The following is a 26208-nucleotide window of genomic DNA, read 5'->3' on the forward strand; positions in this document are numbered from 1 at the left end:
CATGACCCAACTGAAACTGGATACGCTCAGCGACCGTATTAAAGCGCACAAAACCGCGCTGGTGCACATCGTCAAACCACCGGTCTGTACTGAACGTGCGCAGCATTACACCGAAATGTACCAGCAGCATCTGGACAAACCGATTCCGGTACGCCGCGCGCTGGCGCTGGCGCATCATCTGGCAGAACGGACGATTTGGATCAAACACGACGAGCTGATCATCGGCAACCAGGCAAGCGAAGTCCGCGCCGCGCCGATCTTCCCGGAATACACCGTCTCGTGGATTGAAAAAGAGATCGATTCTCTGGCGGACAGACCAGGGGCAGGTTTTGCGGTCAGCGAAGAGAACAAGCGCGTACTGCATACCGTCTGCCCGTGGTGGCGCGGTCAGACCGTTCAGGATCGCTGCTACGGTATGTTTACCGATGAGCAAAAAGGGTTGCTGGAAACCGGCATTATCAAAGCCGAAGGCAACATGACCTCTGGTGACGCACACCTGGCGGTGAACTTCCCGCTGCTGCTGGAAAAAGGCATTGACGGCCTGCGGACAAAAGTTGCGGAGCGCCGCTCACGTATTAACCTGACCGTTCTCGAGGATCTGCATGGCGAGCAGTTCCTGAAAGCCATTGATATTGTGCTGGTTGCCGTCAGCGATCACATCACCCGCTTTGCCGAACTGGCACGTAAAATGGCGGGTGAAGAGACGCGCGCCAGCCGTCGTAACGAGCTGCTGACAATGGCGGAAAACTGTGACCTGATTGCCCACCAGCCGCCGCAAACCTTCTGGCAGGCGCTGCAGCTGTGCTACTTCATCCAGTTGATTCTGCAAATTGAGTCCAATGGTCACTCGGTCTCGTTCGGCCGCATGGACCAGTATCTTTATCCGTACTACCGTCGTGACGTGGAGCTGAATCAGTCGCTGGACCGCGAACACGCCATTGAGTTGCTGCACAGCTGCTGGCTTAAACTGCTGGAAGTGAACAAAATTCGCTCCGGCTCGCACTCTAAAGCTTCTGCAGGCAGCCCGCTGTATCAGAACGTCACCATTGGCGGACAAAATCTGGTTAATGGTCAGCCGATGGATGCGGTCAATCCGCTCTCCTACGCGATCCTTGAATCCTGCGGCCGTCTGCGTTCTACCCAGCCTAACCTCAGCGTGCGTTATCACGCCGGGATGAGCAATGACTTCCTCGATGCCTGCGTTCAGGTGATCCGCTGTGGCTTTGGTATGCCCGCATTTAACAACGATGAAATTGTGATCCCGGAATTCATCAAGCTCGGCATTGAACCGCAGGACGCCTACGACTACGCGGCAATTGGTTGTATTGAAACCGCCGTAGGCGGTAAGTGGGGATATCGCTGCACCGGCATGAGCTTTATCAACTTTGCCCGCGTGATGCTGGCTGCACTGGAAGGAGGTCGTGACGCCACCAGCGGGAAGGTATTCCTGCCGCAGGAAAAAGCGCTCTCCGCCGGTAACTTCAACAATTTCGACGAGGTGATGGCGGCGTGGGATAGCCAGATCCGCTATTACACACGTAAATCGATAGAGATTGAGTATGTGGTCGATACCATGCTGGAAGAGAACGTGCACGATATTCTCTGCTCAGCACTGGTGGATGACTGCATCGAGCGGGCGAAGAGCATTAAGCAAGGCGGGGCGAAGTATGACTGGGTGTCTGGTTTGCAGGTCGGTATCGCCAACCTCGGCAACAGCCTGGCCGCGGTGAAAAAACTGGTCTTTGAACAGGGGGCAATCGGTCAGCAACAGCTGGCGGCTGCACTGGCCGATGACTTTGACGGCCTGACCCACGAACAGTTGCGCCAGCGTTTAATCAACGGCGCGCCGAAGTATGGCAACGATGATGACAGCGTCGATACCCTGCTGGCTCGCGCTTATCAGACCTATATCGATGAACTGAAGCAATACCATAACCCGCGTTATGGACGCGGCCCGGTCGGCGGCAATTACTATGCGGGTACCTCGTCTATCTCGGCAAACGTGCCGTTCGGCGCAGCGACCATGGCCACACCGGATGGTCGTAAAGCCCATACCCCGCTGGCTGAAGGGGCAAGCCCGGCATCCGGTACCGACCATCTTGGTCCCACGGCGGTGATTGGCTCAGTTGGCAAGCTACCTACCGGTTCGATTCTGGGCGGCGTGCTGTTGAACCAGAAACTGAACCCGGCCACGCTTGAGAACGAGTCCGACAAGCAGAAACTGATGATCCTGTTGCGCACCTTCTTTGAAGAGCACAAAGGCTGGCACATTCAGTACAACATCGTGTCGCGCGAAACCCTGCTGGATGCGAAAAAACACCCGGATCAGTATCGCGATCTGGTAGTCCGCGTAGCCGGTTATTCCGCCTTCTTTACCGCGCTGTCGCCGGATGCACAGGACGATATCATCGCCCGTACCGAACATATGTTGTAATTTGCCCCCAGGCCGGATGATGGTATGAACGCCTTATCCGGCCTGCCTCTCCCTTCACCGCTTTCATTCGAAATAAATTTGTGCTTTAGGTCACATTGTTATTAAAATGTTTCTGGTCGCAGTTTTGAGCCAGGAGCTTTATATGACCGTTAAAGTTATCGTCACCGATATGGACGGAACTTTTCTCAATGACGCCAAAAAGTACGATCACGCACGTTTTATGGCGCAGTACCACGAGCTAAAGAAACGCAACATAGAGTTTGTCGTCGCCAGCGGCAATCAGTATTTTCAGCTCATCTCTTTCTTCCCCGAACTCAAAGACGAGATCTCTTTTGTTGCCGAAAACGGCGCGCTGGTGTTTGAGCATGGCAAACAGCTTTTTCACGGCGAACTCACGCGCCACGAATCTCAGGTGGTGATGGGCGAATTGCTCAAAGATAAACAGCTCAACTTTGTGGCCTGCGGTCTGCAAAGCGCGTATGTCAGTGAAAACGCCCCGGCCCCCTTTGTTGCGCTGATGTCGAAGCACTATCACCGCCTGAAGCCGGTGAAGGACTATCACGACATCGACGATGTGCTGTTTAAGTTCTCACTGAATCTGCCGGACCAGCAGATCCCGTTGGTCATCGATCACCTGCATACGGCACTGGACGGCATTATGAAACCCGTAACCAGCGGTTTCGGCTTTATCGACCTGATCATTCCCGGACTCCACAAAGCCAATGGCATCAGCCGGTTATTGAAACGCTGGAACCTCTCGCCGAAAGAGGTGGTCGCCATTGGCGACAGCGGCAATGATGCAGAAATGTTGAAAATGGCGTACTACTCATTTGCCATGGCGAATGCCACTGACAGTATCAAAGCACTCTCCCGCTACCAGACGGATGACAACAATCATCAGGGCGCGCTGAACGTGATTCAGGCCGTGCTGGATAACGCGGTACCTTTCAACTTGTAAAACCAGAACACGGCGACTGGGAAATATTTAACCCAGGCGCCGCCATCAGATTATTATTATCGACATTCAGATTATTACAAAAATAATATCAAGATTTTTTGTTTTTCCTGTATATACACATCCCTGGACTGGTAAAATTCTTAATCCTTCTGGATTATTGTCATGATGAACTCTATTTATATATCCGTTTTTCATGACACCTCCTTTACATAAATAGATAAACTCGCGTTGCTCACGGATGAGCAAGACCAGCAAGAAAATAAAAAAACACCCCAACTAACAATCTGATAAATATAAAAATTGTTATTTAATTAATTAAATTGATTTATATATTATTTTCATGCGCATACAAATCACTTAAACTGTCATTCGACAAACAGGAACTCAGGCTTTCCCCGCTTATTAAATGTTAAATTTTAATTATAATTTAACCATTATGGACAAGTTAACATGGAATGCACTCTCAAATTACACCGGGTCAGGAATTTCACATTTCTTTCAGGAAATTTTAATAAGACTTTTCTCGCCAGCGCTATTTTATTGGCAGCCCACTCCGCTTATGCAGATGACTGTAATAACCTGGCGCCGCAAGCGGGAGTAAGTTGCGTACAAAACGGTAACCAACTGAATATTGATATTTATGCCGATATCGACAATCCGACCCCTTACCCCGCCTACTCATTCACCGCTCAGAACGGAGGACAGTCTGATAAGGTCGTCATCTCTCTGGATGCGGGTAAGACGATCACGTCCGATCAGAATGGAATTCAAGCACAAGGCAATACCTTTGCTATTGAAGAAATAGAGGTCAGCACATCGGGAAACATCTATACCGGTAAGATAACCGACAGCGATGCAGCGGATCCGCTTGGGCCGATCACAGGCCCTTCTGGCGGCATTATTTTTGATGAAACCAATATCAGAGAGACGCAGCACGCAGGCGTTTATCTGGCCGGGGCATCGGGCGGGCTGTTAGCCATCGGCTCAGTCATTCAGCAGTCCGGAAGCCAGATTGTTAACAATAGTGCAAGTAAAGATACCGCAGCCGTCTATTCGCAGGCGCTTGAATCGCGGATTACCAGTTCAGGCGTGATCCGTGCTCAGGTCGGCGATGCTATTCGCCTGGAAAGCACCCCGCCTGAATATACCTGGTCCAGCGGGGGTTACATCATTGTCGATCCGCAGGGCGTGTTCGATGTTCACCTGAAAGCCACCAGCGTTGTCGAAGGGGGAAGCGAAGGCGCGGGTATCAAAACCACGGGAGGAACGCAATCCACTGTACAAATCGATCAGGGCGCTACGCTTGGCGCGTTATCCGATGTGGCAATCGACGTGGCCGGTCTTGACGCTTTTTATTTGCGCGATCCCACCATTTTCAATTCACCGATCGACAGTGCTCATTATAGTGGAGCAGAAACCCGCATCGTTAACGCAGGGACAATGACGGGCGTCATGCGTCTCTCCAGCGGTCAGGATACGGTGATTAACGAGTCTACGGGTGTCTGGAACGTGCGGCAGTGGTCTGATTCGGATCGTGATGGGGTTCGCGATACCGTTGCCTCAGTGGCGACCAGTGATTTTGGTGGTGGAACAACGGCGTTGATTAACCGGGGCGTGATTTCCCTCACTGCGCGCCCGGATGGGAGTGCCAACCATGCGCTGTTTGATAATCTGCCTGTGTTGCGAAACCAGGGTAGCCTGCAGTTAACTAATGCTGTCGCAGGTGACCGTTTGACCATTAATGGAGATTATGTTGGAGACGGCGGCGTCATTGCACTTGATACGGTTCTGGGTGACGACAACTCACTGACCGACCAGCTCATTATTAACGGCTCAACGTCGGGCCAGAGCGTGCTGTCCATTAATAATCTCGGTGGCAGCGGCGCACAAACCCGTGAAGGCATAAAAGTCATTGAGGTTAATGGCGATTCATCGGGGGTATTCACGCAGAGCGGGCGCATTGTCGGTGGGGCCTATGAATACTATTTACACAAAAATAGTCTCAGCGTTCAGGATGGCGACTGGTACTTACGCTCCGAACTGCCTTCGGTCACGCCAGATCCCAACGACCCCGCTCCTGAACCAGTACAACGTCCGGAGATCGGCAGTTATATGTTTAACCACATGGCTGCCAATACCCTCTTCCAGACACGTTTACACGATCGCCTCGGTGAAGCGCAGTATACCGATGCGTTAACCGGTGAACAGACAACCAGCCTGTGGCTTCGTCAAATCGGTGGGCATAACCGCTCTCAGGACAGTTCCGGGCAGTTCAAAAACCAGGGAAATCGCTATGTCGCGCAAATTGGCGGTGACATTGCGCAGTGGAGTTCCGATCAACGGGATCGCTGGCATCTGGGGATCATGGCGGGCTATGCCCGGCAAAGTAACAATACGGAATCCAGATACTCACACTATCAATCCAAAAGCTCAGTGAAAGGCTATAGCGCAGGTTTGTACGGCACCTGGTATGCCAATGATGAGAAGAAAACCGGTAGCTATGTCGATAGCTGGCTACTCTATAACTGGTTTGATAACGAAGTGAAAGGCGATCAACTGGCGACCGAAAAGTATAAGTCACGTGGTATCACCGCCTCTTTAGAAGCCGGTTATACTTTTGAATTAGGCAGCAGAGAAACCGATGCGGTGGGATATTACATCCAGCCGAAAGCCCAGCTTATCTGGATGGGCGTCAGGTCCAGTGACCATACTGAACACCAAAGCAGCGGCGGCTCGCGCGTCTCCTTCGATGGCGACGGAAATCTTCAAAGCCGACTGGGTGTCCGCGCCTATCTGCAGGGACACCGCGCGATCGACAAGGGTAAAAATCGTGAGTTCCAACCCTTCATTGAAGCAAACTGGATCCATAACACCCGTGATTTTGGGGCGAGTATCAATGGCCAGGGGAATGAAATTGCCGGTACCCGCAATATAGGCGAAGCCAAAATCGGGGTTGAGGGGCAACTTTCCCGACAGCTGGATATGTGGGGCAACGTCACACAGCAAATCGGGAGCAGTGGTTACAGCGATACGCAGGCAATGATAGGGATCAAATACCGTTTCTAGCCAGTAGCAGGTGTTCATCCAGACGGATAACCGCTGAGGTTGTCCGTCTGTCTCCTTGTCTATTTATCCCCAAACGCATTTGATAACAGGACTGGTCATGCAACCACGCGTTTTAATTGTCACCACAGAAGCCCCTGATGTGTTGTTCAGTGGTCTGGGTTTTTTTAATCAACATTTCTGGCAGGAATTAACGCGTCGTCGCTACCCTTTCAAAGTGTTATACCTGAATAATCAGAAAACCCGGGCGTCAAAGCTGGCTGATTATGAGATCGCCGTTGAGGCTTCACTCCCATTTGACTCCTCCCTGGAATCGCTGAGTCTGAATGTGGCGTGGAGTACTGCGCAAAAAATTCAGCCCATACTCAATGAGTTCAGGCCAGATATTATCTCGGTGCACGAAAACTCCCCGCTGTTACCGTTTTACTTTGAATTACACAGAGTGCAATTCACGCTGCATTCCAGCTATATCGGCATGCAGCATTACTTGACCCGTACGCAAAAAGGCATGCAGCATTACTGGGAACAGCGAATCGCCGTACGCCAGAGTGGCGCGGTCGTCCTTCACAGCGACTGGGCGCACCGTTCGATTATTCAGCATGTCTCCGCCGATATTGTGACCCCTGATATCTTCCCTATCGGCGTTGATTTTGCCGATTACCCGGAAAAAAAGATCCGCCATCCACAAGGTAAAGTGGTCATTAGCTTCTTTGGGCGGTTCACCGATATTGTGAAAAACTTCCAGATCTTTCGTGAGGCGGTGAATACGCTGCCAAAAGCCTGGCGCAATCGGGTCGAAGCCCGGGTTTACGGACCTGAAAAGATCCCTGACTATCTGGAAAAAGAGGGTTTCAAAGGCCTGACATTTGTTCAGGGCGAGGAAAAAAAGCGGGCTTTTGCGGAAACCGACATTGTGGTCTTCCCCAGCATCCAGGAGAGTTTCGGTATAGTCGGGCTGGAAGCCTTGCTCTCAAACTGCGCCCTGATCGCCACGCCAGGCCTGGGTATGGATGCGTATATGCCTTCTGAATACGCCTGCGAACCCACGGTCACCGCCATTCAACAGCGTATCGTCCACTATCTCTCACATGCTGAACAACTCCGCCGCGATCAGGATAATCAGGTGTTCCGCCAGAGCGTGAATTATCCGGAGCTAACGCTCGAAAAAATGACGGAATCCTATATCGAGGTCTGGGAAAAATTGCATCAAAAACTAGTGAACGCATCAGCGGTTACTGAATAAGCCACCCCTGCCCGTTATGGCGCCTTCGCGCGCCACAATCCCACAATCGCAAACCTTTAAACTTGCATTAACTTTTTTATAACTTATATTATCATTTGCAAGTTACATTGTTTTCGAATGAAAGTTACGCGAGGTGATTATGGCTTTTACCTTCACAAGCGACACATTACCGGTCGATCACAAAGCAGCGATCCGTCAGATGAAGCTGGAACTGCGGGCGCAACTCGGCGACGTCCAGCAGATTTTCAGCCAGATTAGCGATGCCATTGCCACCCGCGTGGCGGAAATAAACACGCTTAAAGCACAAGGCTCCCCGGTGTGGCCTGAGCTGTCGTATGCTGATATCAACGCCGGCACCATCAGCGAACAGCAGCGCGAGCAGATCAAACGTCGCGGTTGTGCGGTCATCAAAGGTCACTTTCCTCGTGAACAGGCGCTGGCCTGGGATCAGTCGATGCTGGACTATCTGGACAGCAACCATTTTGACGAGGTGTACAAAGGACCCGGCGATAACTTCTTTGGCACCCTCACCGCTTCGCGCCCGGAGATCTATCCGATCTACTGGTCGCAGGCGCAAATGCAGGCCCGGCAGAGTGAAGAGATGGCGAACGTGCAGTCGTTCCTCAACCGTCTGTGGTCCTTTGAAAGCGAGGGCAAGCAGTGGTTTAACCCGGATGTCAGCGTGATCTATCCGGACAGGATCCGCCGCCGTCCGCCAGGAACCACCTCAAAAGGTCTGGGGGCGCACACTGACTCCGGCGCGCTGGAACGCTGGCTGCTGCCAGCTTATCAGCGCGTCTTCGCGAATGTGTTCAACGGTAATCTGACGAAATACGATCCGTGGCAAGCCGCCCATCGTACCGAAGTGGAAGAGTACACGGTGGATAACACCACCAAATGTTCGGTGTTCCGCACCTTCCAGGGCTGGACCGCGCTGTCGGATATGCTACCCGGTCAGGGCTTACTGCATGTCGTACCCATTCCGGAAGCCATGGCCTATGTACTGCTACGTCCTCTGCTGGATGATGTTCCGGAAGATGAACTGTGCGGCGTGGCGCCAGGTCGCGTGCTGCCGATATCCGAACAGTGGCATCCCCTGTTAATCGAAGCGCTTACCAGCATTCCGCCACTGGAAGCAGGCGACTCCGTCTGGTGGCATTGCGATGTCATTCACTCCGTCGCCCCCGTTGAAAACCAGCAAGGCTGGGGAAATGTGATGTACATACCCGCCGCCCCGCTGTGCGAGAAGAATCTGGCCTATGCGCACAAAGTGAAAGCCGCGCTGGAAAAGGGCGCATCTCCGCCGGACTTTCCCCGTGAAGACTATGAAATGCAATGGAAAGGCCGCTTCACGCTGGAGGATTTAAACATCCACGGCAAGCGTGCTCTGGGCATCTGTTAACTGTCATACAGCCCTTCCCGCTCAACGGCGGTACGTCTGGTCCCCGGACGTATCCGCCGTACCGATTCACGTACCGCCAGCTGCCCATGTAAAAGTAACGATCCGCAAGGTGCCTCCGGGCGGATTAACCGTTGTTGCAGCATCTGTACCGCTTCCGTCCCCAGTTCATCACGCGGCACATGCACCGCAGTCAGGGGGACATCCTGAATAGCGGCCAGATTAAACCCGTCAATACTCATCACCGAGACATCCTGCGGCACCCGTAACCCGCGCCGTTGCAGCGCATTGATGGTTCCTGCCGCCATAAAGTCGCCCCCTACCAGGAACGCAGTGGGTAGCGATTTCTCACCCTGTGCTTCCAGCCAGGCACTGACCCTTTCTTCTGTCTCTTTGGCGCTAAAGCTCGGGACGGTAATGAGATCCCGATTGTCCTGAAAACGCAGATTATGGTTTTTCCATGCTTCCCGAATACCCACCAGCCTGAGCTCCATGGTGTAACGCCGCAAACACATCACGTTCACCACCGCCCGGTGTCCCATATCAAACAGATAGCGCGCCGCAAACTGGCCTATCAGCCGATGATCCGGGGCAATAGAAGGTAAGCGCATGCGCTCGTCACGGCAATTGATCAACACACAGGGTTTAGCAAAGTCTGCCGCCAGATCGTGAATATGGGGATCGTCAATCCCCAGCAGGATCGCGGCCTGAGTTTCCGTTTCGTTCATCCGCGCCAGAAACAGGTTCGCATCGCTGTCATTCTCTTCCAGCGCACAGTAGCGCAGCCGCACTTCATGAGGAGAGAGCGCTTTATTCAGACTCTGGATCACACGGTAGTAAAAGATGTCGGAGCGTTCATCAAAGGCTCGTTGCGGAGCGAAGACAATCAGGCTGTTGAGCAGCATACGTCCTGCCGCCATGCCTTCCATCACGCCCAGTTCACGGGCACAGGTTAATACCTGATGACGCGCTTTTTCACTGGTGTTGGCCTTACCGGCTAACACCCGCGAAACGGTACTGGCCGACAGTCCGGTCCGGGAGGCAATCTCAGCAATTTTTAGCTTTTTATCCATTTTGTGATCTACCTCCTTTTTGAAAATGACAAAATTTTCATGGCATTTCATCCCCTGTCCTACCGGCCAGGATGACATAAAAAAGCAGTATACCGCCAGTTCATGAAAAAAATTGCATAAATTGCGCTATTACCTGTTCTTTTTCTGTCCTACTCTAAATTGGCCTGACAACTTCCATACTAGTTATCAGAAAATAAAGCTTTTAAAACCTATAGATATCAAACATCTAAAAAATCTGTATGACAACTCACGGATTGAGTGGGTTAATCCCCTACAAACCGTCTTGTGGAGAATTCTATGAGCCAAGGTATTAATAACGAGATGACGGCCAGCAAAACGCGCCGTGTCGTTAAAAATTTGCGCTGGTGGGTACTGGTGCTTTTCTTGCTGGGTGTAACCGTTAACTACATTACACGCAACTCTCTGGGTATTCTTGCGCCAGAGCTCAAAACCGAGCTGGGTATCACCACGGAACAATACTCCTGGATCGTCGGCGCATTCCAGCTCGCCTACACCTTTTTCCAGCCGATCTGTGGTTGGTTGATTGATGTGATTGGCCTGAAACTGGGCTTCCTGATCTGCGCTACGCTGTGGGCCATAGCCTGCATCGCCCACGCAGGCGCTGGCAGTTGGCTGCACCTGGCGTTACTGCGTTTTGGCATGGGGGCTTCTGAAGCGGCGGCAACGCCTGCTAACGCCAAAACCATTGGCGAATGGTTCCCGAAATCGGAACGTCCTGTGGCTGCTGGCTGGGCTGGCGTGGGTTTCTCCATTGGCGCGATGCTGGCACCACCTATCATTTACTTCGCTCATGCCTCTTTCGGCTGGCAGGGCGCGTTTATGTTCACCGGCTTCCTCGCGTTGCTGTGGGTGATATTGTGGTGGGCGTTCTACCATAACCCGGACAAACACCCGAACCTGAGCAAGGATGAACTGGCGTATATCCAGCAGGACAATGAAGCCCCTGCGGTGAAGCTGCCCTTCCTGAAAGCGCTCGGCACTATCGCGAAAAATAAACGTTTTTACGGTATCGCTATTCCCGCCTTTATGGCGGAACCAGCCTGGGCGGTGATGAGTTTCTGGGTGCCGCTGTACCTTTCCAAAACCTACGGAATGGATCTTAAACAGATTGCCCTGTTCGCCTGGCTGCCATTCCTGGCTGCCGATCTCGGCAGCGTTGCCAGCGGCTACCTGACCAAACTGTACGTACGCCTTTTTGGCTTCACCCGCGTGAACTCCATTGTCGCCTCTTCTGTGAGCGGCGCCTTTCTGATGATCTCCCTGGCGGTGATGGCGTTTACCAATAATCCCTACATTGCGATTGCCATGATCTCCATCGGCGGCTTTGGTCACCAGATCATCTCCTGCATGCTGAGCGCTCTGGTAGTGGAGTCTTTCGACAAAGGCCAGATGGCGACCGTCAACGGGATGCGTGGGTCGGCAGCCTGGATCGCCAGCTTCCTGTTCTCACTGATTATTGGGGTGACCGCCGACAAGATCGGCTTCAACCCACTGTTCATCGCCATGGGGTTCTTTGATCTGATTGGTGCTGTATTCCTGATTGCATTTATTGCTGAACGTCGCGCGAAACGCGCCTGAAACTAGGTTGAGAAATGAAAACGCTAAAACACTGGATATTCGAGAAACAATCCGCCCACCACGTGGAACTGAAGGTTGATGGGCAGCATACGCTGTGCCTGTACATACTGGAGGAAAATCTTTTTCGCGTGCTGCTCAAACGTCAGGGGAAACTGACGCTGGACAGAACCTGGAGCATTGCCCCCGATAAAGACGTGCCGTGGGAAGGCCGCCCCCGTGAAGATATGAGCGGTTTCACCCTACCGGCCTGGAAACTGGAAAAAGAGGACAATCAGCTCACTCTCAGCACGTCGCAGTTGAAAGTGATCATTCATCAGCCCCTGTGGCTGGAGTGGCACTATAAAAATGAGGCTGGCGAATGGCAGTACCTGACGGGGGATCGTCCCACCAGCGCTTATCTGCTCAACGCCCACGGTGACGGCGTGGCGCACTATCTTAGCCGCCGTAAGGACGAACGCTTCTATGGCCTGGGGGAAAAAGCGGGGGATTTGCAGCGTAACGGTAAGCGTTATGAGATGCGTAATCTGGATGCAATGGGTTACAACGCCGTCAGTACCGACCCATTGTACAAACATATCCCCTTTACTATCACTCGTCGCGATGATGTGAGCTACGGCCTGTTCTATGACAACCTGAGCAGTTGCTGGCTGGATCTGGGTAATGAGATCGATAACTACCACACTGCCTACCGCCGCTGGCAGGCGGAAGCGGGTGATATTGATTACTACCTGTTTACCGGTCATCGGGTACTGGATATCACTAAAGCCTTTGTCCGTCTGACCGGAAAAACACTGTTCGGCCCGAAATGGAGTCTCGGCTACAGCGGTTCCACCATGCACTATACCGACGCGCCGGACGCGCAACACCAGCTGATGAACTTTATTCGCCTGTGTGAAGCGCATGCGATTCCGTGTGATTCCTTCCAGCTCTCGTCGGGATACACCTCGATTAACGGTAAGCGCTATGTCTTCAACTGGAACTATGACAAAGTACCGCAGCCAAAAGTGATGAGCCAGGCGTTCCACGATGCCGGACTAAAGCTTGCTGCCAACATCAAGCCGTGTCTGTTGCAGGATCACCCTCGCTATAACGAAGTGGCGGAAAAAGGATTATTCATTCGCGATTCCGAAAGCGATGCTCCGGAACGCTCCAGCTTCTGGGATGACGAAGGATCGAACCTCGACTTTACCAACCCGCAGACCATTCAGTGGTGGCAGAACGGTGTGACGACGCAACTGCTGGAGATGGGGATAGATTCCACCTGGAACGATAACAACGAGTTCGAAGTGTGGGACGGTGAAGCGCGCTGTAACGGCTTTGGCAAGGAAATTGCCATTAAACACATTCGCCCGGTGATGCCATTGCTGATGATGCGCGCCTCGCTGGAAGCGCAACAGCGTTTCGCGCCGGAAAAACGTCCCTACCTTATCTCCCGCTCCGGCTGTGCGGGGATGCAACGCTATGTTCAGACCTGGAGTGGCGATAACCGCACCAGTTGGGATACGTTGCGCTATAACACCCGCATGGGGCTAGGGATGAGCCTTTCCGGGTTGTTCAACGTTGGTCATGATGTTGGCGGGTTCTCAGGCGATAAACCTGACGCCGAATTGTTCGTTCGTTGGGTTCAGAACGGCGTGATGCATCCGCGCTTTACGATTCACTCATGGAATGATGACCATACGGTGAACGAGCCATGGATGTATCCAGGCGTCACCCCCGCCATTCGCAGCGCGATTGAGTTGCGCTATCGCTTATTGCCCTATTTGTACACCCTGCTATGGCAGGCGCATGCTGATGACGAGCCGATGATCCGTCCCACCTTCCTCGATCACGAACATGACGCGCAGACCTTCGAAGAATGCGACGATTTCCTGTTGGGCCATGATCTCCTGGTAGCAAGCGTAGTGGAAGCGGGACAGCGCGAGCGTCGCGTCTGGCTGCCGGATAACGAAGCTGGTTGGTACGATTTTTACACTCACGAATGGTTTTCTGGCGGACAATGGATCACTCGTGATGCGCCACTGGAAAAACTGCCGCTGCTGGTACGCGCCGGAGCGGGTTTGCCACTCAGCGAACGCATTACCCACGTGAGTGCTGAAAAAGACGACACCCGTGAATTGATGTTATTCCCGGTGAAAGGCGTGGGTACCACCACCGGGATGCTGTTCGAAGATGATGGTGAAACCTGGGGATATCAGAACGGCAATGCGCTGTGGCTGGAGTGGGAGATGCAGTGCGATGGCGCGGCCATTAACCTGAAAGTCAATGCGCGTGGTGATTATCGTCCGGCGTGGAAAACGTTGAAGCTGTCGTTACCGGCAGGGGAAAAACGTAAGCTGCTGGTCAATGGCGTCGAAGGGAGTGAGTGGGTGGTGTAGTACGGGCCTGATACCCTAACCCTCTACTACGGGAAGAGGGTACAGGAACAATATCCCTTTCCCTAAGTATTTCGCGCTGCAGGAAGGCGGCAAACCTGTGAATCCCCGGGAGCTTACATAAGTAAGTGACCGGGGTGAACAGGTGAAGTCAACGCGTCTGCAGCGTGAAAGACGACAGGAAATTAATTTTCGATACCTTTGCTGCGCAGATAATCTTCGTAGTTGCCGCTGAAGTCCACCACACGCTCAGGGGTGATTTCCAGCACGCGGGTCGCCAGTGAACTCACGAATTCACGGTCGTGAGAAACGAAGATCAGGGTTCCCTGGTACATCTCCAGCGCCATGTTCAGCGATTCGATGGATTCCATATCAAGGTGGTTCGTCGGTTCATCCATGACCAGAATGTTGGGTTTCTGCATCATCAACTTACCGAACAGCATACGGCCCTTTTCCCCTCCCGAAAGCACCTTCGCGGGCTTTTTGATGTCGTCCTGGCTGAACAGCAAACGACCGAGGATGCTACGCACCGCCTGTTCGTCATCGCCTTCCTGCTTCCACTGGCTCATCCAGTCGAAGACCGTCAGATCGTTTTCGAATTCAAATTCGTGATCCTGCGCGTAATAGCCGATACGCGCGTTCTCAGACCATTTCACGGTACCGCTGTCGGCGTCCAGATCGCCTACCAGCGTTTTCAGCAGCGTCGATTTACCCACGCCGTTGGTCCCCAGTACCGCCAACTTTTCACCGACTTCCAGCAGCAAGTTCACGCCTTTAAACAGCGGGCCGTTATCGAAGCCCTTGCTGAGCGCTTCCACTTCCAACGCATTACGGAACAGTTTCTTGTCCTGCTCGAAGCGGATGAACGGGTTCTGACGGCTGGACGCCTTCACTTCGTCGAGTTTGATTTTATCAATCTGACGGGCACGCGACGTTGCCTGACGAGATTTAGACGCATTGGCGCTAAAACGGCTGACAAAAGATTGCAGGTCGGCAATCTGCGCTTTTTTCTTGGCGTTATCCGCCAGCAGACGTTCGCGCGCCTGCGTCGCGGCGGTCATGTATTCGTCGTAGTTACCCGGATAAATACGCAGTTCACCGTAGTCAAGATCCGCCATGTGCGTACACACCATGTTCAGGAAGTGACGGTCGTGCGAAATGATGATCATGGTGCTGTCACGTTCGTTCAGCACCTGCTCCAGCCAGCGGATGGTGTCGATGTCCAGGTTGTTGGTTGGTTCATCGAGTAGCAGAATATCCGGATTGGAAAACAGCGCCTGCGCCAACAGCACACGTAACTTCCAGCCTGGAGCAACTTCACTCATCGGGCCGTAGTGTTGCTCCACCGGAATGCCGACGCCCAGCAGCAGTTCACCGGCGCGCGCTTCAGCAGAGTAACCGTCCATCTCGCCGTATTTCACTTCCAGATCGGCCACCTTGTAGCCATCTTCTTCGCTCATCTCCGGCAAGGCGTAGATGCGATCGCGTTCCTGCTTCACTTCCCACAGTTCACCGTGCCCCATGATAACCGTATCAAGCACCGTGTACTCTTCAAAAGCAAACTGATCCTGGCGCAGCTTACCGATACGCTCATTGGGATCGAGAGAAACGTTACCCAGCGTCGGCTCGAGATCGCCGCCGAGAATTTTCATGAAGGTGGATTTACCGCTACCGTTGGCGCCAATCAGGCCGTAACGGTTGCCGCCGCCAAATTTGACGGAAATGTTTTCGAACAGCGGCTTACTGCCGAACTGCATGGTGACGTTGCTGGAAACTAACACGGACGCATCCTAAAGAATATGTGACAAACCGCGTATTATGCCACAAGTCTTAAAGAAGATCGCGCCCCGTCGCAAACGACTACACTGGGAGTGACAAGAAAAAAATGTGATTTCGTACACATCTGAATTCCCTGTTAACTGGAATGCACATATAATGCGCTCCCAACACTACAGAATTCTCAACCCAACAGCCTGCCAGGCAATGAATCTCGCATAACATGAATATGAAATTAACAACGTTTTTCGCGGCAGCACTCGCGGTAGTCGGCTTTTGCAGTACCGCATCCGCTGTCACCTATCCTCTGCCAACGGATGGTAGTCGCGTCATTGGTCAGAATCAGGTTATCACCATCCCGGAAGATAACACGCAGCCGCTGGAATACTTTGCTGCTGAATACCAGATGGGGCTTTCCAACATGCTGGAAGCTAACCCGGGCGTGGACACCTTTCTGCCGAAAGGCGGCACCGTACTGAATATTCCGCAGCAGTTGATTCTGCCGGATACCGTGCACGAAGGCATCGTGATTAACAGCGCGGAAATGCGTCTGTACTACTACCCGAAAGGCACCAACACGGTGATCGTTCTGCCGATCGGTATCGGTCAGTTAGGTAAAGACACGCCAATCAACTGGACCACCAAAGTAGAACGTAAGAAAGCCGGGCCGACCTGGACGCCAACCGCAAAAATGCACGCTGAATATCGTGCCGCAGGTGAACCGCTGCCCGCCGTTGTTCCTGCGGGCCCGGATAACCCGATGGGCCTGTACGCTCTGTACATTGGTCGTCTGTATGCCATCCATGGCACCAACGCGAACTTCGGTATCGGCCTGCGCGTAAGCCACGGCTGCGTGCGTCTGCGCAACGAAGACATCAAATTCCTGTTCCAGAATGTGCCTGTCGGCACGCGTGTACAGTTTATCGATGAGCCGGTAAAAGCTACCACCGAGCCAGACGGCAGCCGCTACATCGAAGTTCACAACCCACTGTCGACGACTGAAGCACAGTTTGAAGGCGGCGAAATCGTACCGATTACCTTGTCGAAGAGCATTCAGAACATCACCAACCAGGCTGATGTTGATCAGACGGTGGTAGAACAAGCCATTCAGAACCGCTCAGGGATGCCTGTTCGTCTGAATTAATGATCCCCAGAACACAAAAAAGGCGGAAGATTTTCCGCCTTTTTTATTGCTCCACCTGTTTCAGCGTAGGAGCAGCAATAACGCAAATCCTGACACCGACGCCCACACCAGCATGGGAATGGAATAGAGATGAAAGCGCCACCAGATGCGCCGATCGTTTGCCATCCGTAGCGCAATCAAGTTTGCCAGCGATCCCGGCAACAGACCAAATCCGCCGACGTTGACCGCCCATGCCAGCAGCACGCCAGGAGGCACGTAATTCAGCAACAAGATGGTAGTAGGGACATTGCTGATAAACTGCGACAGGCCAATTGCCGTCAGCCACAGGCCGGGTCCAGACAGCGAGCCGACATGATTTAACGTCCCCTGCAATACCGGCAGTTGGGTCAGTAGATGGACATCAATAAACATCGCCATAAACACCAGTAGCAGCGTCCAGTCAACACTCAGCAGTACACGACGCGCCAGTAACAGGAAACCGAGTGCCACAATCGCCAGGCCAGCTAACTCCTGCTTAAGTTCCAGTGCCGTCAGAAAAACGATGTACAGTCCCAGACAGCCCCATACCAACCGGGGCTGCCACTCTGGCTGGCTTGTCCCGGTATGATATTGCAGCGGTTTATTGGGGAAACAAAACCAACAGAGTACCAGCAGCGTCAGTATCATCGCAGCGGCAAGCGGTGCCATCTGGCTGATAAACGCCAAAAATGAGAGGCCTGAACGCCCCCACAGCAGAATGTTTTGCGGGTTGCCGATCGGCGTCAGCAATGAACCGGCATTGACCGCCAGCGCTTCAAAAATAATGAGCCGGTTGACCGGTATCGCGCACAGCTTCTTCAGCGTAATGGTCAGTGGCACGACGATAAACAGTGCGACATCGTTGGTCAGAAACGTGGAAAGCAGTGCCGCTGCCAGCACCATGAACATCGCCAGACGACGTTCAGTCGCAAAGCGGCGGGTCATTTTGCGTCCCAGCACATCAAAATAACCGCTAAGCTCAACGCCTTTGGTTAGCAGCATCAGGCCGCTCAGGGTGATAATGGTGTGCCAGTCAATAGCACCGGACCAGGTCCGTGGCGCGAACGGTACCCACAAACTCAACCCCACGCCAGCAACAATCAATAGTTGAAAAAAACGGTCGCGTTTCAACGCCCGTAATATAGGCAGGTTCATTCAACGGAGGTTCCGTGTTGTTCGGTAAACAGCCGGAATGCCTCCAGCGTCTCCTGGCTAACATGGTGCTCCATCCCCTCGGCATCGCGACGGGCAATCTCCGCGCTCACCCCCAGCACCAGCAGGAAGTTCTCCACGATCTGATGGCGTTCGCGGCTTTCCTGCGCCAGCTTCTCCCCTTCCGGAGTTAAGAAAACGCCGCGCCAGGGAATCATTTCAATCAGTCCCACCGACGCCAGACGCTTGAGCATCTTGGCCACCGTCGGCTGAGACACCCCCAGCCGGGCCGCCATATCCACCTGACGCGCCTCTCCGACTTCAATAATCAAATCAGAAATTAACTCAACGTAGTCGTCGATCAGTTCGCGGCGATGCGCCTCCCTCACCTGACGAAACCCTTCAACGTGTTCCTCAACGTTAACTAACTGCGTCACTTTTTTTGTTGTTGGCATACCTGCGCGACGACTCATTCTGCTTCCTCATTCCTGTGACGCATTAACAGCATCTAATTGGAGAGCGCTCATTGTAAACCAGAGTTGCCCGGGCACAAAAAATTAACGTTTTAGCAATAGCTATATAATATAGCCTGTGCTATATCTGTATGTAATGCAGTCATCCCTCATGGACAGAGGGACCAGAAAGTCAGGAGGTCAATATGAATGAGTTCAAGAGGTGTATGCGCGTGTTTAGTCACTCTCCCTTTAAAGTCCGGTTAATGCTGCTCTCAATGCTGTGCGATATGATCAACAGCAAACCTGAGCAGGACAAACCCTCAGAAAAATAACGCGGCGTCGCGGTACGCCGCTTCATCTGGCTGCCATGCACCGCCGTTACACGCCTGTTTATGTCAAAATAGCCCTTCTTTTTGTCGGATTTGCTAACCCCTTCGCAAAACAATTTCTGTCTGCCAGTTGACCTTCACATTCACACGCTCTATCTTCTTGCAGCCCTGCCTAACATGCGGCTCGCAGATGCGGACCTCTTCCCCTCTTCACGCACTCTCAGCAGGTAATGACCCTTGGCGCCAGGGTGAGCACATGGCGTTTTTGCGATAGTGGCATATGAATTTAACCCTCAAAGACTCGCTTCTTGCCCGCAGCCGGGCCCTTAGCCCGTGGACTGGCTTTTATGTGTTGCAGTCCCTGCTGATCAACCTGGCGCTGGGCTATCCGCTTAGTCTGCTGTATACCCTTGCTTTTACCTGCATTTTGCAATTGCTCTGGCGAAGTGCGCCGAGAGCGCAAAAGGTCCTGATTGGCGTATGCTCGCTTGTCGCCGCCTGTTACTTTCCTTTCGGTCAGGCCTACGGATCGCCAAACTTTAATACGTTGCTGGCGCTGCACTCAACCAACATGGAAGAGTCCACAGAGATCCTGACGATTTTCCCCTGGTACAGCTACCTGATGGGGGTGTTTATCTTTGCCCTTGGCGTGATCGCCGTGCGTCGCAAACCAGATGAAGAGAAAAAGCGCTGGAATAAATATGACAGCCTGTGTCTGCTGTTCAGCGTCGTCGCCTTTTTTGTCACCCCCGTACAGAACCTGGCCTGGGGCGGCGTGTTTAAATTAAAGGATACCGGCTACCCGGTGTTCCGTTTCGCCAAAGACGTCATCGTCAACAACAATGAAGTCATTGAAGAACAGGAACGGATGGCGAAATTCGCCAGCATGAAAGACACCTGGACCGTCACCGCCGTGAAACCGAAGTATCACACTTACGTGGTGGTGATCGGTGAAAGCGCTCGCCGTGATGCGCTAGGGGCGTTTGGCGGTCATTGGGATAACACCCCATTTGCCAGCAGCGTTAACGGCTACCTGTTTGCCGATTACGTCGCGGCCAGCGGGTCAACGCAAAAATCGCTCGGGCTGACCCTCAACCGGGTCGTTGACGATAAGCCACAGTATCAGGACAACTTTGTCACGCTGGCTAACCGCGCCGGTTTCCAGACCTGGTGGTTCTCGAATCAGGGACAAATCGGCGAATACGATACCGCCATCGCCAGTATCGCGAAGCGAGCTGATGAAGTGCATTTTCTGAAAAGCGGTGACTTCGAAGCGGATAAAAACACCCAGGACGAGGCGTTGTTAAAAATGACCGCGCAGGTGCTGGAAACGGAACGCACCCAGCCGCAGCTGATTGTCCTGCATCTGATGGGTTCTCATCCGCAGGCGTGTGACCGTACCAAAGGGAAGTACGACACGTTCGTCCAGTCGAAAGAGACCTCCTGCTATCTCTACACCATGACCCAGACCGACGACCTGCTGCGAAAGTTGTACGATCAGCTTCGCAACAGCGGCGGCAGTTTCTCGTTGGTATACTTCTCCGATCACGGTCTCGCCTTTAAAGAACGTGGGAAGGAAGTGCAATATCTGGCGCATGACGACCAGTTCCAGCAAAACTTCCAGGTCCCGTTTATGGTGCTCTCCAGCGATGATAAAGCGCATAAGATCGTCAAAGCGCGGCGTTCCGCCAACGATTTCCTCGGTTTCTTCTCACAGTGGACAGGTATCAGCGCAAAAGAGATTAAGATGAAGTACCGTTTTATCTCCGAACAGAAGGCCGGACCGGTGTATATCACCAACTTCAAGTTGCAGAAGGTGGATTACACTCATCTGGGAAGCGATATTTTTAGCACCACATCGCGCTAAACCGTCGTGAAAAACAGCCAAAAAAAATCCGCCACTTGAGGCGGATTTTTTATATCACCGACGTGATTAGAAGCGGTAACCAACGCCTGCAATCCAGGTGCCAACGTCAACGCTACGAATACGGCTCTGCTCGTAAGAGAAGTCCAGCGCAACGTTTTCGATCGGGTTGAACTGCAGACCTGCGCCATAAGAGAAACCATAATCGCTGGTATCATCTTTATGCGTCGGGTAGTTAGTGTCCTGGAATTTACCGTAGCCCACACCCACAACACCGTAGATGCTTGCCCAGTCGTTCAGACGGTAAGCCGGACCAGCAGTGATGCCGTAGTACTGAGTTTTGTTGTAATCGCCTGCACCGTTAGTACGATCTTTTTCGGTGTAAGTGAAGGAACCGATTACGCCCAGCGGGTTGTTGTCCTGCTCATAGCGATACTTCAGGTTGAAACCGTTCATTTTGTTCGCCGCGCCCTGAGCATCGCTCTGCGCATAACCACCGGTAACGGTAGAGGTTGCAGCGACAGCGGAACCTGCGGAGATAGCCAGAACAGCGGCCAGTGCTGAAAGACATGCAATTTTTTTCATAACCACCTCAAATGTGCTTCAAATAAATCCTAAGTGTTAAATATATCAAAAATTGATGAGAAACTCTTTGCGATTAGTGATGTCTAACGGAGCATTTCATGTAACAGAACATTTCCATGAACCGCTATCTCTTTCAATTAACATCACTTTTCCAGATATATGCCCCATTATTACGCGCATAACAAAGGGTATTCATCCAGATTATTCCTAATCTGCCAGCGCATTAATCCATCAACTTGCCGCCATTTTACGGCTTTCCAGGAATTTTTTTTCAACGAAGACTCAACCGTAGGAGGTTATTTCCATTACACTGCCTCTTTTACTTTTCTATACACAAATCAGGCAAGTTGCTGGATGCCGTGTATCTACAGTTATAGTCGGGAGAAAGGATGCCAGGGTCGTTACGTAAAGCGCCAGTTTGGTTGCCCATCTTAGTACTGCTTATCGCCATGTCCTCGATCCAGAGCGGCGCATCGCTGGCAAAATCACTGTTCCCGCTGGTTGGCGCGCCCGGCGTGACCGCCCTTCGTCTGGCCCTGGGCACAGTGATCCTTATTGTCTTCTTCAAACCCTGGCGTCTACGTTTTGCCAAAGAGCAGCGCCTGCCGCTGCTTTTTTACGGCCTGTCGCTAGGGGGAATGAACTACCTCTTCTATTTGTCGATTCAGACAGTCCCGCTGGGGATCGCGGTCGCCCTGGAGTTTACCGGGCCGCTGGCGGTCGCCCTGTTCTCTTCGCGACGCCCCGTTGATTTTATCTGGGTGGTGCTGGCCGTTCTCGGGCTCTGGTTCCTGCTACCGCTGGGTCAGGACGTTTCGCATGTCGACCTGTTCGGCGCCGCCATGGCGCTGGGTGCGGGTGCCTGTTGGGCTATCTATATTCTTAGCGGTCAACGCGCCGGTGCTGAACATGGCCCGGCCACCGTCGCGGTAGGCTCGCTGATTGCCGCTCTGGTTTTCGTCCCACTGGGCGTGGCGCAGGCCGGAGAAGCGCTGTGGCACTGGTCGGTGATTCCGCTGGGGCTGGCGGTTGCAGTGCTGTCGACAGCGCTCCCCTACTCGCTGGAGATGATTGCCTTAACCCGCCTGCCTACGCGCACCTTTGGTACGTTGATGAGTATGGAACCTGCACTGGCCGCCGTGGCAGGTATCCTGTTTCTGGGCGAAACGCTGACGCCGGTCCAGTTGCTGGCGCTTTGCGCGATCATTGCCGCCTCAATGGGCTCGACGCTGACCATTCGGCCGGAAAGCAAAATAAAAGAGGTTGATGTAAATTAATTTTACATTTCTGCATGGTTGCATAACCATGCAGAATATCTTCCCGCTGTTTTCCCTGTATTTTCCTGATATTTCCCTGTCTTCCAACTGTCCCGTACCGGCTATTTATTCGCCTTCTCACGGTCGCATTAGAATATCTGCAGAGTCGCCCTTAACCTCACGCAACCACATGAATAATAATGCAATTAAATATCGAGGTTGTTTAATACTATTAAAGCGATAGGCAGAGCCAGAAAAGCAGGAATGATAACCGGTGCTATACTGAATCTCGTAAATTACTGGGACATAACATCAAGAGGATATGAAATTATGAGTACCGCTAAATTGGTAAAAACAAAAGCGTCCAATCTGCTTTATACCCGCAACGATGTCTCCGACAGCGATAAGAAAGCAACGGTTGAGTTGCTGAATCGTCAGGTGATCCAGTTTATCGACCTGTCGCTGATCACGAAGCAGGCCCACTGGAACATGCGCGGTGCTAACTTTATCGCCGTTCATGAAATGCTGGATGGCTTCCGGACGGCATTGACCGACCATCTCGACACCATGGCTGAGCGTGCCGTACAGCTGGGCGGTGTGGCGCTGGGAACCACGCAGGTCATTAATAGCAAAACGCCGTTGAAAAGCTATCCGCTGGACATCCATACCGTCCAGGATCACCTGAAAGAGCTGGCAGACCGTTATGCGGTTGTTGCAAACGATGTGCGTAAAGCCATCAGTGAAGCAAAAGATGAAGACACAGCAGACATCTTTACCGCGGCTTCACGCGATCTCGACAAATTCCTGTGGTTCATCGAATCCAACATCGAATAATCGCATCATAAGTATTCCCTCTATAACCCTCGCCACGGCGGGGGTTTTGCACTTTTATGGTGCATTACATCTTTCTTTCCCGCCACAAAGTAAAATATTTGTAATAATCACCTCACACAATCGTTAATGAAAGATTGTTTTATCAACGATATTTACGCTAAATAGGCAGACCGTAAGCGCACCCTCCTGACTGCACTAAATCAGTGCCCCAACATGGTGCAAAAAGTGAGTTTTGCTCCGCGAACTGTGCAAAAGTGCGCTGTCCCCTCTTGTTAAAACAAGGAGTTGCAAAACTGGCACGATTCTTTCATTACACTTATTGTTCTTGCAGGGGATCGCCCCGTGGATAAAAAAGGAAATGCTATGAAGTCTGTATTAAAAGTTTCTCTGGCAGCACTTGCCCTGGCTTTTGCGGTGTCCTCTCATGCCGCGGATAAGAAACTGGTTGTCGCTACTGACACCGCGTTCGTCCCGTTTGAATTCAAACAGGGCGACAAATACGTTGGCTTTGATGTGGACCTGTGGGCCGCGGTCGCAAAAGAACTGAAGCTGGATTATGAACTGAAACCGATGGATTTCAGCGGCATCATCCCGGCGCTGCAAACCAGGAACGTTGACCTGGCGCTGGCGGGTATCACCATTACTGACGAACGCAAAAAGGCGATCGATTTCTCTGATGGTTACTACAAAAGCGGTCTGTTAGTGATGGTGAAAACTAACAACAACGACGTGAAAAGCGTAAAAGATCTGGACGGTAAAGTGGTTGCGGTGAAGAGCGGTACCGGCTCTGTTGATTACGCCAAAGCTAACATCAAAACGAAAGATCTGCGTCAGTTCCCGAACATCGATAACGCCTACATGGAACTGGGCACTAACCGCGCAGACGCGGTTCTGCACGATACGCCGAACATCCTGTACTTCATCAAAACTGCAGGTAACGGTCAGTTCAAAGCGGTAGGTGAATCACTGGAAGCACAGCAGTACGGTATCGCATTTCCGAAAGGCAGTGACGAACTGCGCGAGAAAGTAAACGGCGCGCTGAAAACGCTGCGTGATAATGGTACCTATAACGAAATCTACAAAAAATGGTTCGGATCCGAACCTAAATAATAAAACGTTTTGCCTTCAGATGTTGCCCGGGGGCGCTAAGCGTACCGGGCATTTGATTTTTTTCACCACGGTAACAGGAACTACATATGCAGTTTGACTGGAGTGCCATCTGGCCCGCCATTCCGATCCTGCTTCAGGGTGCCAAAATGACCCTGTGGATCTCCATCCTCGGTCTGGCCGGCGGGATCATCATTGGATTGCTGGCGGGTTTAGCCCGTACCTATGGCGGCTGGATCGCCAATCACGTCTCTCTCGTTTTTATTGAAGTCATCCGCGGAACGCCGATCGTCGTCCAGGTGATGTACATCTATTTTGCCCTGCCGATGGCCTTCCCGGACTTGCGCATCGATACCTTTAGCGCCGCCGTTATCACGATTATGATTAACTCCGGTGCCTATATTGCGGAAATCACTCGTGGTTCGGTCCTGTCGATCCATAAAGGATTTAGCGAAGCCGGTCTGGCGCTGGGTCTTTCCCGTCGCGAAACCATCCGTCATGTGATCATGCCCCTCGCGCTGCGTCGTATGCTGCCTTCGCTCGGTAACCAGTTAATCATCAGTATCAAAGATACGTCGCTGTTTATCGTCATCGGCGCGGCAGAACTGACCCGAAGCGGTCAGGAAATTATCGCCGGCAACTTCCGCGCCCTGGAAATCTGGACCGCGGTAGGTGTTATCTATCTCATTATCACGCAAGTCCTGAATATCGTGCTTCGTAGTCTGGAAAGAAGGATGAAAATCCTGTGATTGAATTTAAAAACGTCTCAAAGCATTTTGGCCCAACCAAGGTGCTGCATAACATTGATCTGAACATTAAGCAGGGCGAAGTGGTGGTGATTATCGGGCCATCAGGTTCCGGTAAATCCACGCTGTTGCGCTGCATTAATAAACTCGAAGAGATCACTTCTGGCGATCTGATTGTCGATGGGCTGAAGGTCAACGATCCGAAGGTTGACGAGCGTCTGATCCGCCAGGAAGCCGGAATGGTATTCCAGCAGTTCTATCTTTTCCCGCACCTGACCGCGCTGGAGAACGTCATGTTTGGCCCGTTGCGCGTGCGTGGGACGAACAAAGACGCAGCCGAGAAGCAGGCGAAAGAGCTGTTGGCGAAAGTAGGTCTGGCTGAGCGCGCTCATCATTACCCGTCTGAACTTTCCGGCGGTCAGCAGCAGCGTGTGGCGATTGCCCGCGCCCTTGCGGTGAAGCCGAAGATGATGCTTTTTGATGAGCCAACCTCTGCGCTCGATCCAGAACTGCGCCATGAAGTGCTGAAAGTAATGCAGGATCTGGCGGAAGAAGGGATGACGATGGTCATCGTCACGCACGAAATCGGCTTTGCCGAAAAAGTCGCTTCACGCCTGATTTTTATTGATAAAGGCCGTATTGCCGAGGACGGCAATCCGCAAACCTTGATTGAAAACCCGCCAAGCCAGCGCCTGCAGGAGTTCTTGCAGCACGTTTCCTGACGGCCAGCCTCCCTTCCGCCAGGAGGGGAGGTTTCTCTACGACTCTTCCCATTTCGAATCGCCGCGCCTCCAGCCA

Annotated in this window: 20 protein-coding genes; 15 read left to right on the plus strand and 5 right to left on the minus strand. The window is 52.5% G+C overall.

What is annotated here, in order from left to right:
• The first annotated feature begins 1 nt into the window (after position 1).
• The 5 genes from KE671_RS07345 to KE671_RS07365 all read left to right on the plus strand — a co-directional run bounded on the left by KE671_RS07345 (position 2) and on the right by KE671_RS07365 (position 9100).
• Complete coding sequence (locus KE671_RS07345; protein WP_206162375.1) at positions 2-2434, plus strand: glycyl radical protein; 2433 nt, start codon at positions 2-4, stop codon at positions 2432-2434.
• A gap of 142 nt (positions 2435-2576) precedes the next feature.
• Positions 2577-3392: a Cof-type HAD-IIB family hydrolase gene (locus tag KE671_RS07350; RefSeq protein WP_206162376.1), complete on the plus strand. Its 816-nt coding sequence runs from the start codon at positions 2577-2579 to the stop codon at positions 3390-3392.
• Between the two features lie 540 nt (positions 3393-3932).
• Positions 3933-6458: an autotransporter outer membrane beta-barrel domain-containing protein gene (locus tag KE671_RS07355; RefSeq protein ID WP_241029779.1), complete on the plus strand. Its 2526-nt coding sequence runs from the start codon at positions 3933-3935 to the stop codon at positions 6456-6458.
• A 97-nt stretch (positions 6459-6555) separates the two neighbouring features.
• Positions 6556-7698 carry a glycosyltransferase family 4 protein gene (locus KE671_RS07360; RefSeq protein ID WP_206162378.1) on the plus strand — a complete coding sequence of 381 codons (1143 nt, stop codon included), beginning with the start codon at positions 6556-6558 and terminating at the stop codon, positions 7696-7698.
• A 139-nt stretch (positions 7699-7837) separates the two neighbouring features.
• Positions 7838-9100, plus strand: a complete 1263-nt coding sequence (locus tag KE671_RS07365; RefSeq protein ID WP_206162379.1) for a DUF1479 domain-containing protein — start codon at positions 7838-7840, stop codon at positions 9098-9100.
• On the opposite strand, the gene KE671_RS07370 is transcribed toward KE671_RS07365, so the two are convergent.
• Positions 9097-10221: a LacI family DNA-binding transcriptional regulator gene (locus tag KE671_RS07370; protein WP_206162380.1), complete on the minus strand. Its 1125-nt coding sequence runs from the start codon at positions 10219-10221 to the stop codon at positions 9097-9099. The two genes, KE671_RS07365 and KE671_RS07370, sit on opposite strands and share 4 nt — an antisense overlap.
• Before the next feature lie 246 nt (positions 10222-10467).
• Here KE671_RS07370 and KE671_RS07375 point away from each other — a divergent pair, with 246 nt between their 5' ends.
• Together KE671_RS07375 and KE671_RS07380 are read left to right on the plus strand one after the other, a co-directional pair.
• Entirely contained in the window at positions 10468-11769 is a 1302-nt protein-coding gene (locus KE671_RS07375; RefSeq protein ID WP_206162381.1) for an MFS transporter, read from the plus strand.
• Between the two features lie 14 nt (positions 11770-11783).
• On the plus strand, positions 11784-14147 hold the full coding sequence (locus tag KE671_RS07380; protein ID WP_206162382.1) for a glycoside hydrolase family 31 protein: 2364 nt from the start codon (positions 11784-11786) through the stop codon (positions 14145-14147).
• A gap of 182 nt (positions 14148-14329) precedes the next feature.
• On the opposite strand, the gene KE671_RS07385 is transcribed toward KE671_RS07380, so the two are convergent.
• Positions 14330-15925, minus strand: coding sequence for an ABC-F family ATPase (locus KE671_RS07385; protein ID WP_206162383.1), 1596 nt, complete (start codon positions 15923-15925; stop codon positions 14330-14332).
• A 218-nt stretch (positions 15926-16143) separates the two neighbouring features.
• Here KE671_RS07385 and ldtB point away from each other — a divergent pair, with 218 nt between their 5' ends.
• Entirely contained in the window at positions 16144-17064 is a 921-nt protein-coding gene (gene ldtB / locus KE671_RS07390) for a L,D-transpeptidase (RefSeq protein WP_206162384.1), read from the plus strand.
• A gap of 60 nt (positions 17065-17124) precedes the next feature.
• Here the strand turns inward: ldtB and KE671_RS07395 are convergent, their stop codons facing one another.
• Together KE671_RS07395 and mntR are read right to left on the minus strand one after the other, a co-directional pair.
• Positions 17125-18237: an anion transporter gene (locus KE671_RS07395; protein ID WP_206162385.1), complete on the minus strand. Its 1113-nt coding sequence runs from the start codon at positions 18235-18237 to the stop codon at positions 17125-17127.
• The gene (gene mntR / locus KE671_RS07400) at positions 18234-18707 is read right to left on the minus strand and encodes a manganese-binding transcriptional regulator MntR (protein WP_206162386.1); all 474 of its coding nucleotides are present in this window, start codon (positions 18705-18707) and stop codon (positions 18234-18236) included. Before mntR ends, KE671_RS07395 begins: the two co-directional genes overlap by 4 nt.
• A gap of 185 nt (positions 18708-18892) precedes the next feature.
• On the opposite strand from mntR, the gene mntS reads away from it, so the two are divergent.
• Complete coding sequence (gene mntS / locus KE671_RS07405; protein ID WP_061076948.1) at positions 18893-19021, plus strand: manganase accumulation protein MntS; 129 nt, start codon at positions 18893-18895, stop codon at positions 19019-19021.
• A 277-nt stretch (positions 19022-19298) separates the two neighbouring features.
• Positions 19299-20885 carry a phosphoethanolamine transferase gene (locus KE671_RS07410; protein ID WP_206162387.1) on the plus strand — a complete coding sequence of 529 codons (1587 nt, stop codon included), beginning with the start codon at positions 19299-19301 and terminating at the stop codon, positions 20883-20885.
• A gap of 66 nt (positions 20886-20951) precedes the next feature.
• Here the strand turns inward: KE671_RS07410 and ompX are convergent, their stop codons facing one another.
• Positions 20952-21467, minus strand: coding sequence for an outer membrane protein OmpX (gene ompX / locus KE671_RS07415; RefSeq protein WP_152405344.1), 516 nt, complete (start codon positions 21465-21467; stop codon positions 20952-20954).
• A 389-nt stretch (positions 21468-21856) separates the two neighbouring features.
• Here ompX and rhtA point away from each other — a divergent pair, with 389 nt between their 5' ends.
• The 5 genes from rhtA (at position 21857) to glnQ (ending at position 26132) form a co-directional block, all read left to right on the plus strand.
• Complete coding sequence (rhtA, locus tag KE671_RS07420; RefSeq protein ID WP_206162388.1) at positions 21857-22744, plus strand: threonine/homoserine exporter RhtA; 888 nt, start codon at positions 21857-21859, stop codon at positions 22742-22744.
• A gap of 309 nt (positions 22745-23053) precedes the next feature.
• Positions 23054-23557, plus strand: a complete 504-nt coding sequence (gene dps / locus KE671_RS07425) for a DNA starvation/stationary phase protection protein Dps (protein WP_042320427.1) — start codon at positions 23054-23056, stop codon at positions 23555-23557.
• Between the two features lie 363 nt (positions 23558-23920).
• Positions 23921-24667: a glutamine ABC transporter substrate-binding protein GlnH gene (gene glnH / locus KE671_RS07430; protein ID WP_206162389.1), complete on the plus strand. Its 747-nt coding sequence runs from the start codon at positions 23921-23923 to the stop codon at positions 24665-24667.
• An 86-nt stretch (positions 24668-24753) separates the two neighbouring features.
• On the plus strand, positions 24754-25413 hold the full coding sequence (gene glnP, locus KE671_RS07435; protein WP_043001274.1) for a glutamine ABC transporter permease GlnP: 660 nt from the start codon (positions 24754-24756) through the stop codon (positions 25411-25413).
• On the plus strand, positions 25410-26132 hold the full coding sequence (gene glnQ, locus KE671_RS07440; RefSeq protein WP_206162390.1) for a glutamine ABC transporter ATP-binding protein GlnQ: 723 nt from the start codon (positions 25410-25412) through the stop codon (positions 26130-26132). The genes glnP and glnQ overlap by 4 nt, the downstream gene beginning before the upstream one ends.
• The last annotated feature ends 76 nt before the right edge of the window (positions 26133-26208 follow it).

Origin of the sequence: Citrobacter amalonaticus, from assembly GCF_018252635.1 — a bacterium.
Lineage (GTDB): Bacteria > Pseudomonadota > Gammaproteobacteria > Enterobacterales > Enterobacteriaceae > Citrobacter_A > Citrobacter_A amalonaticus_E.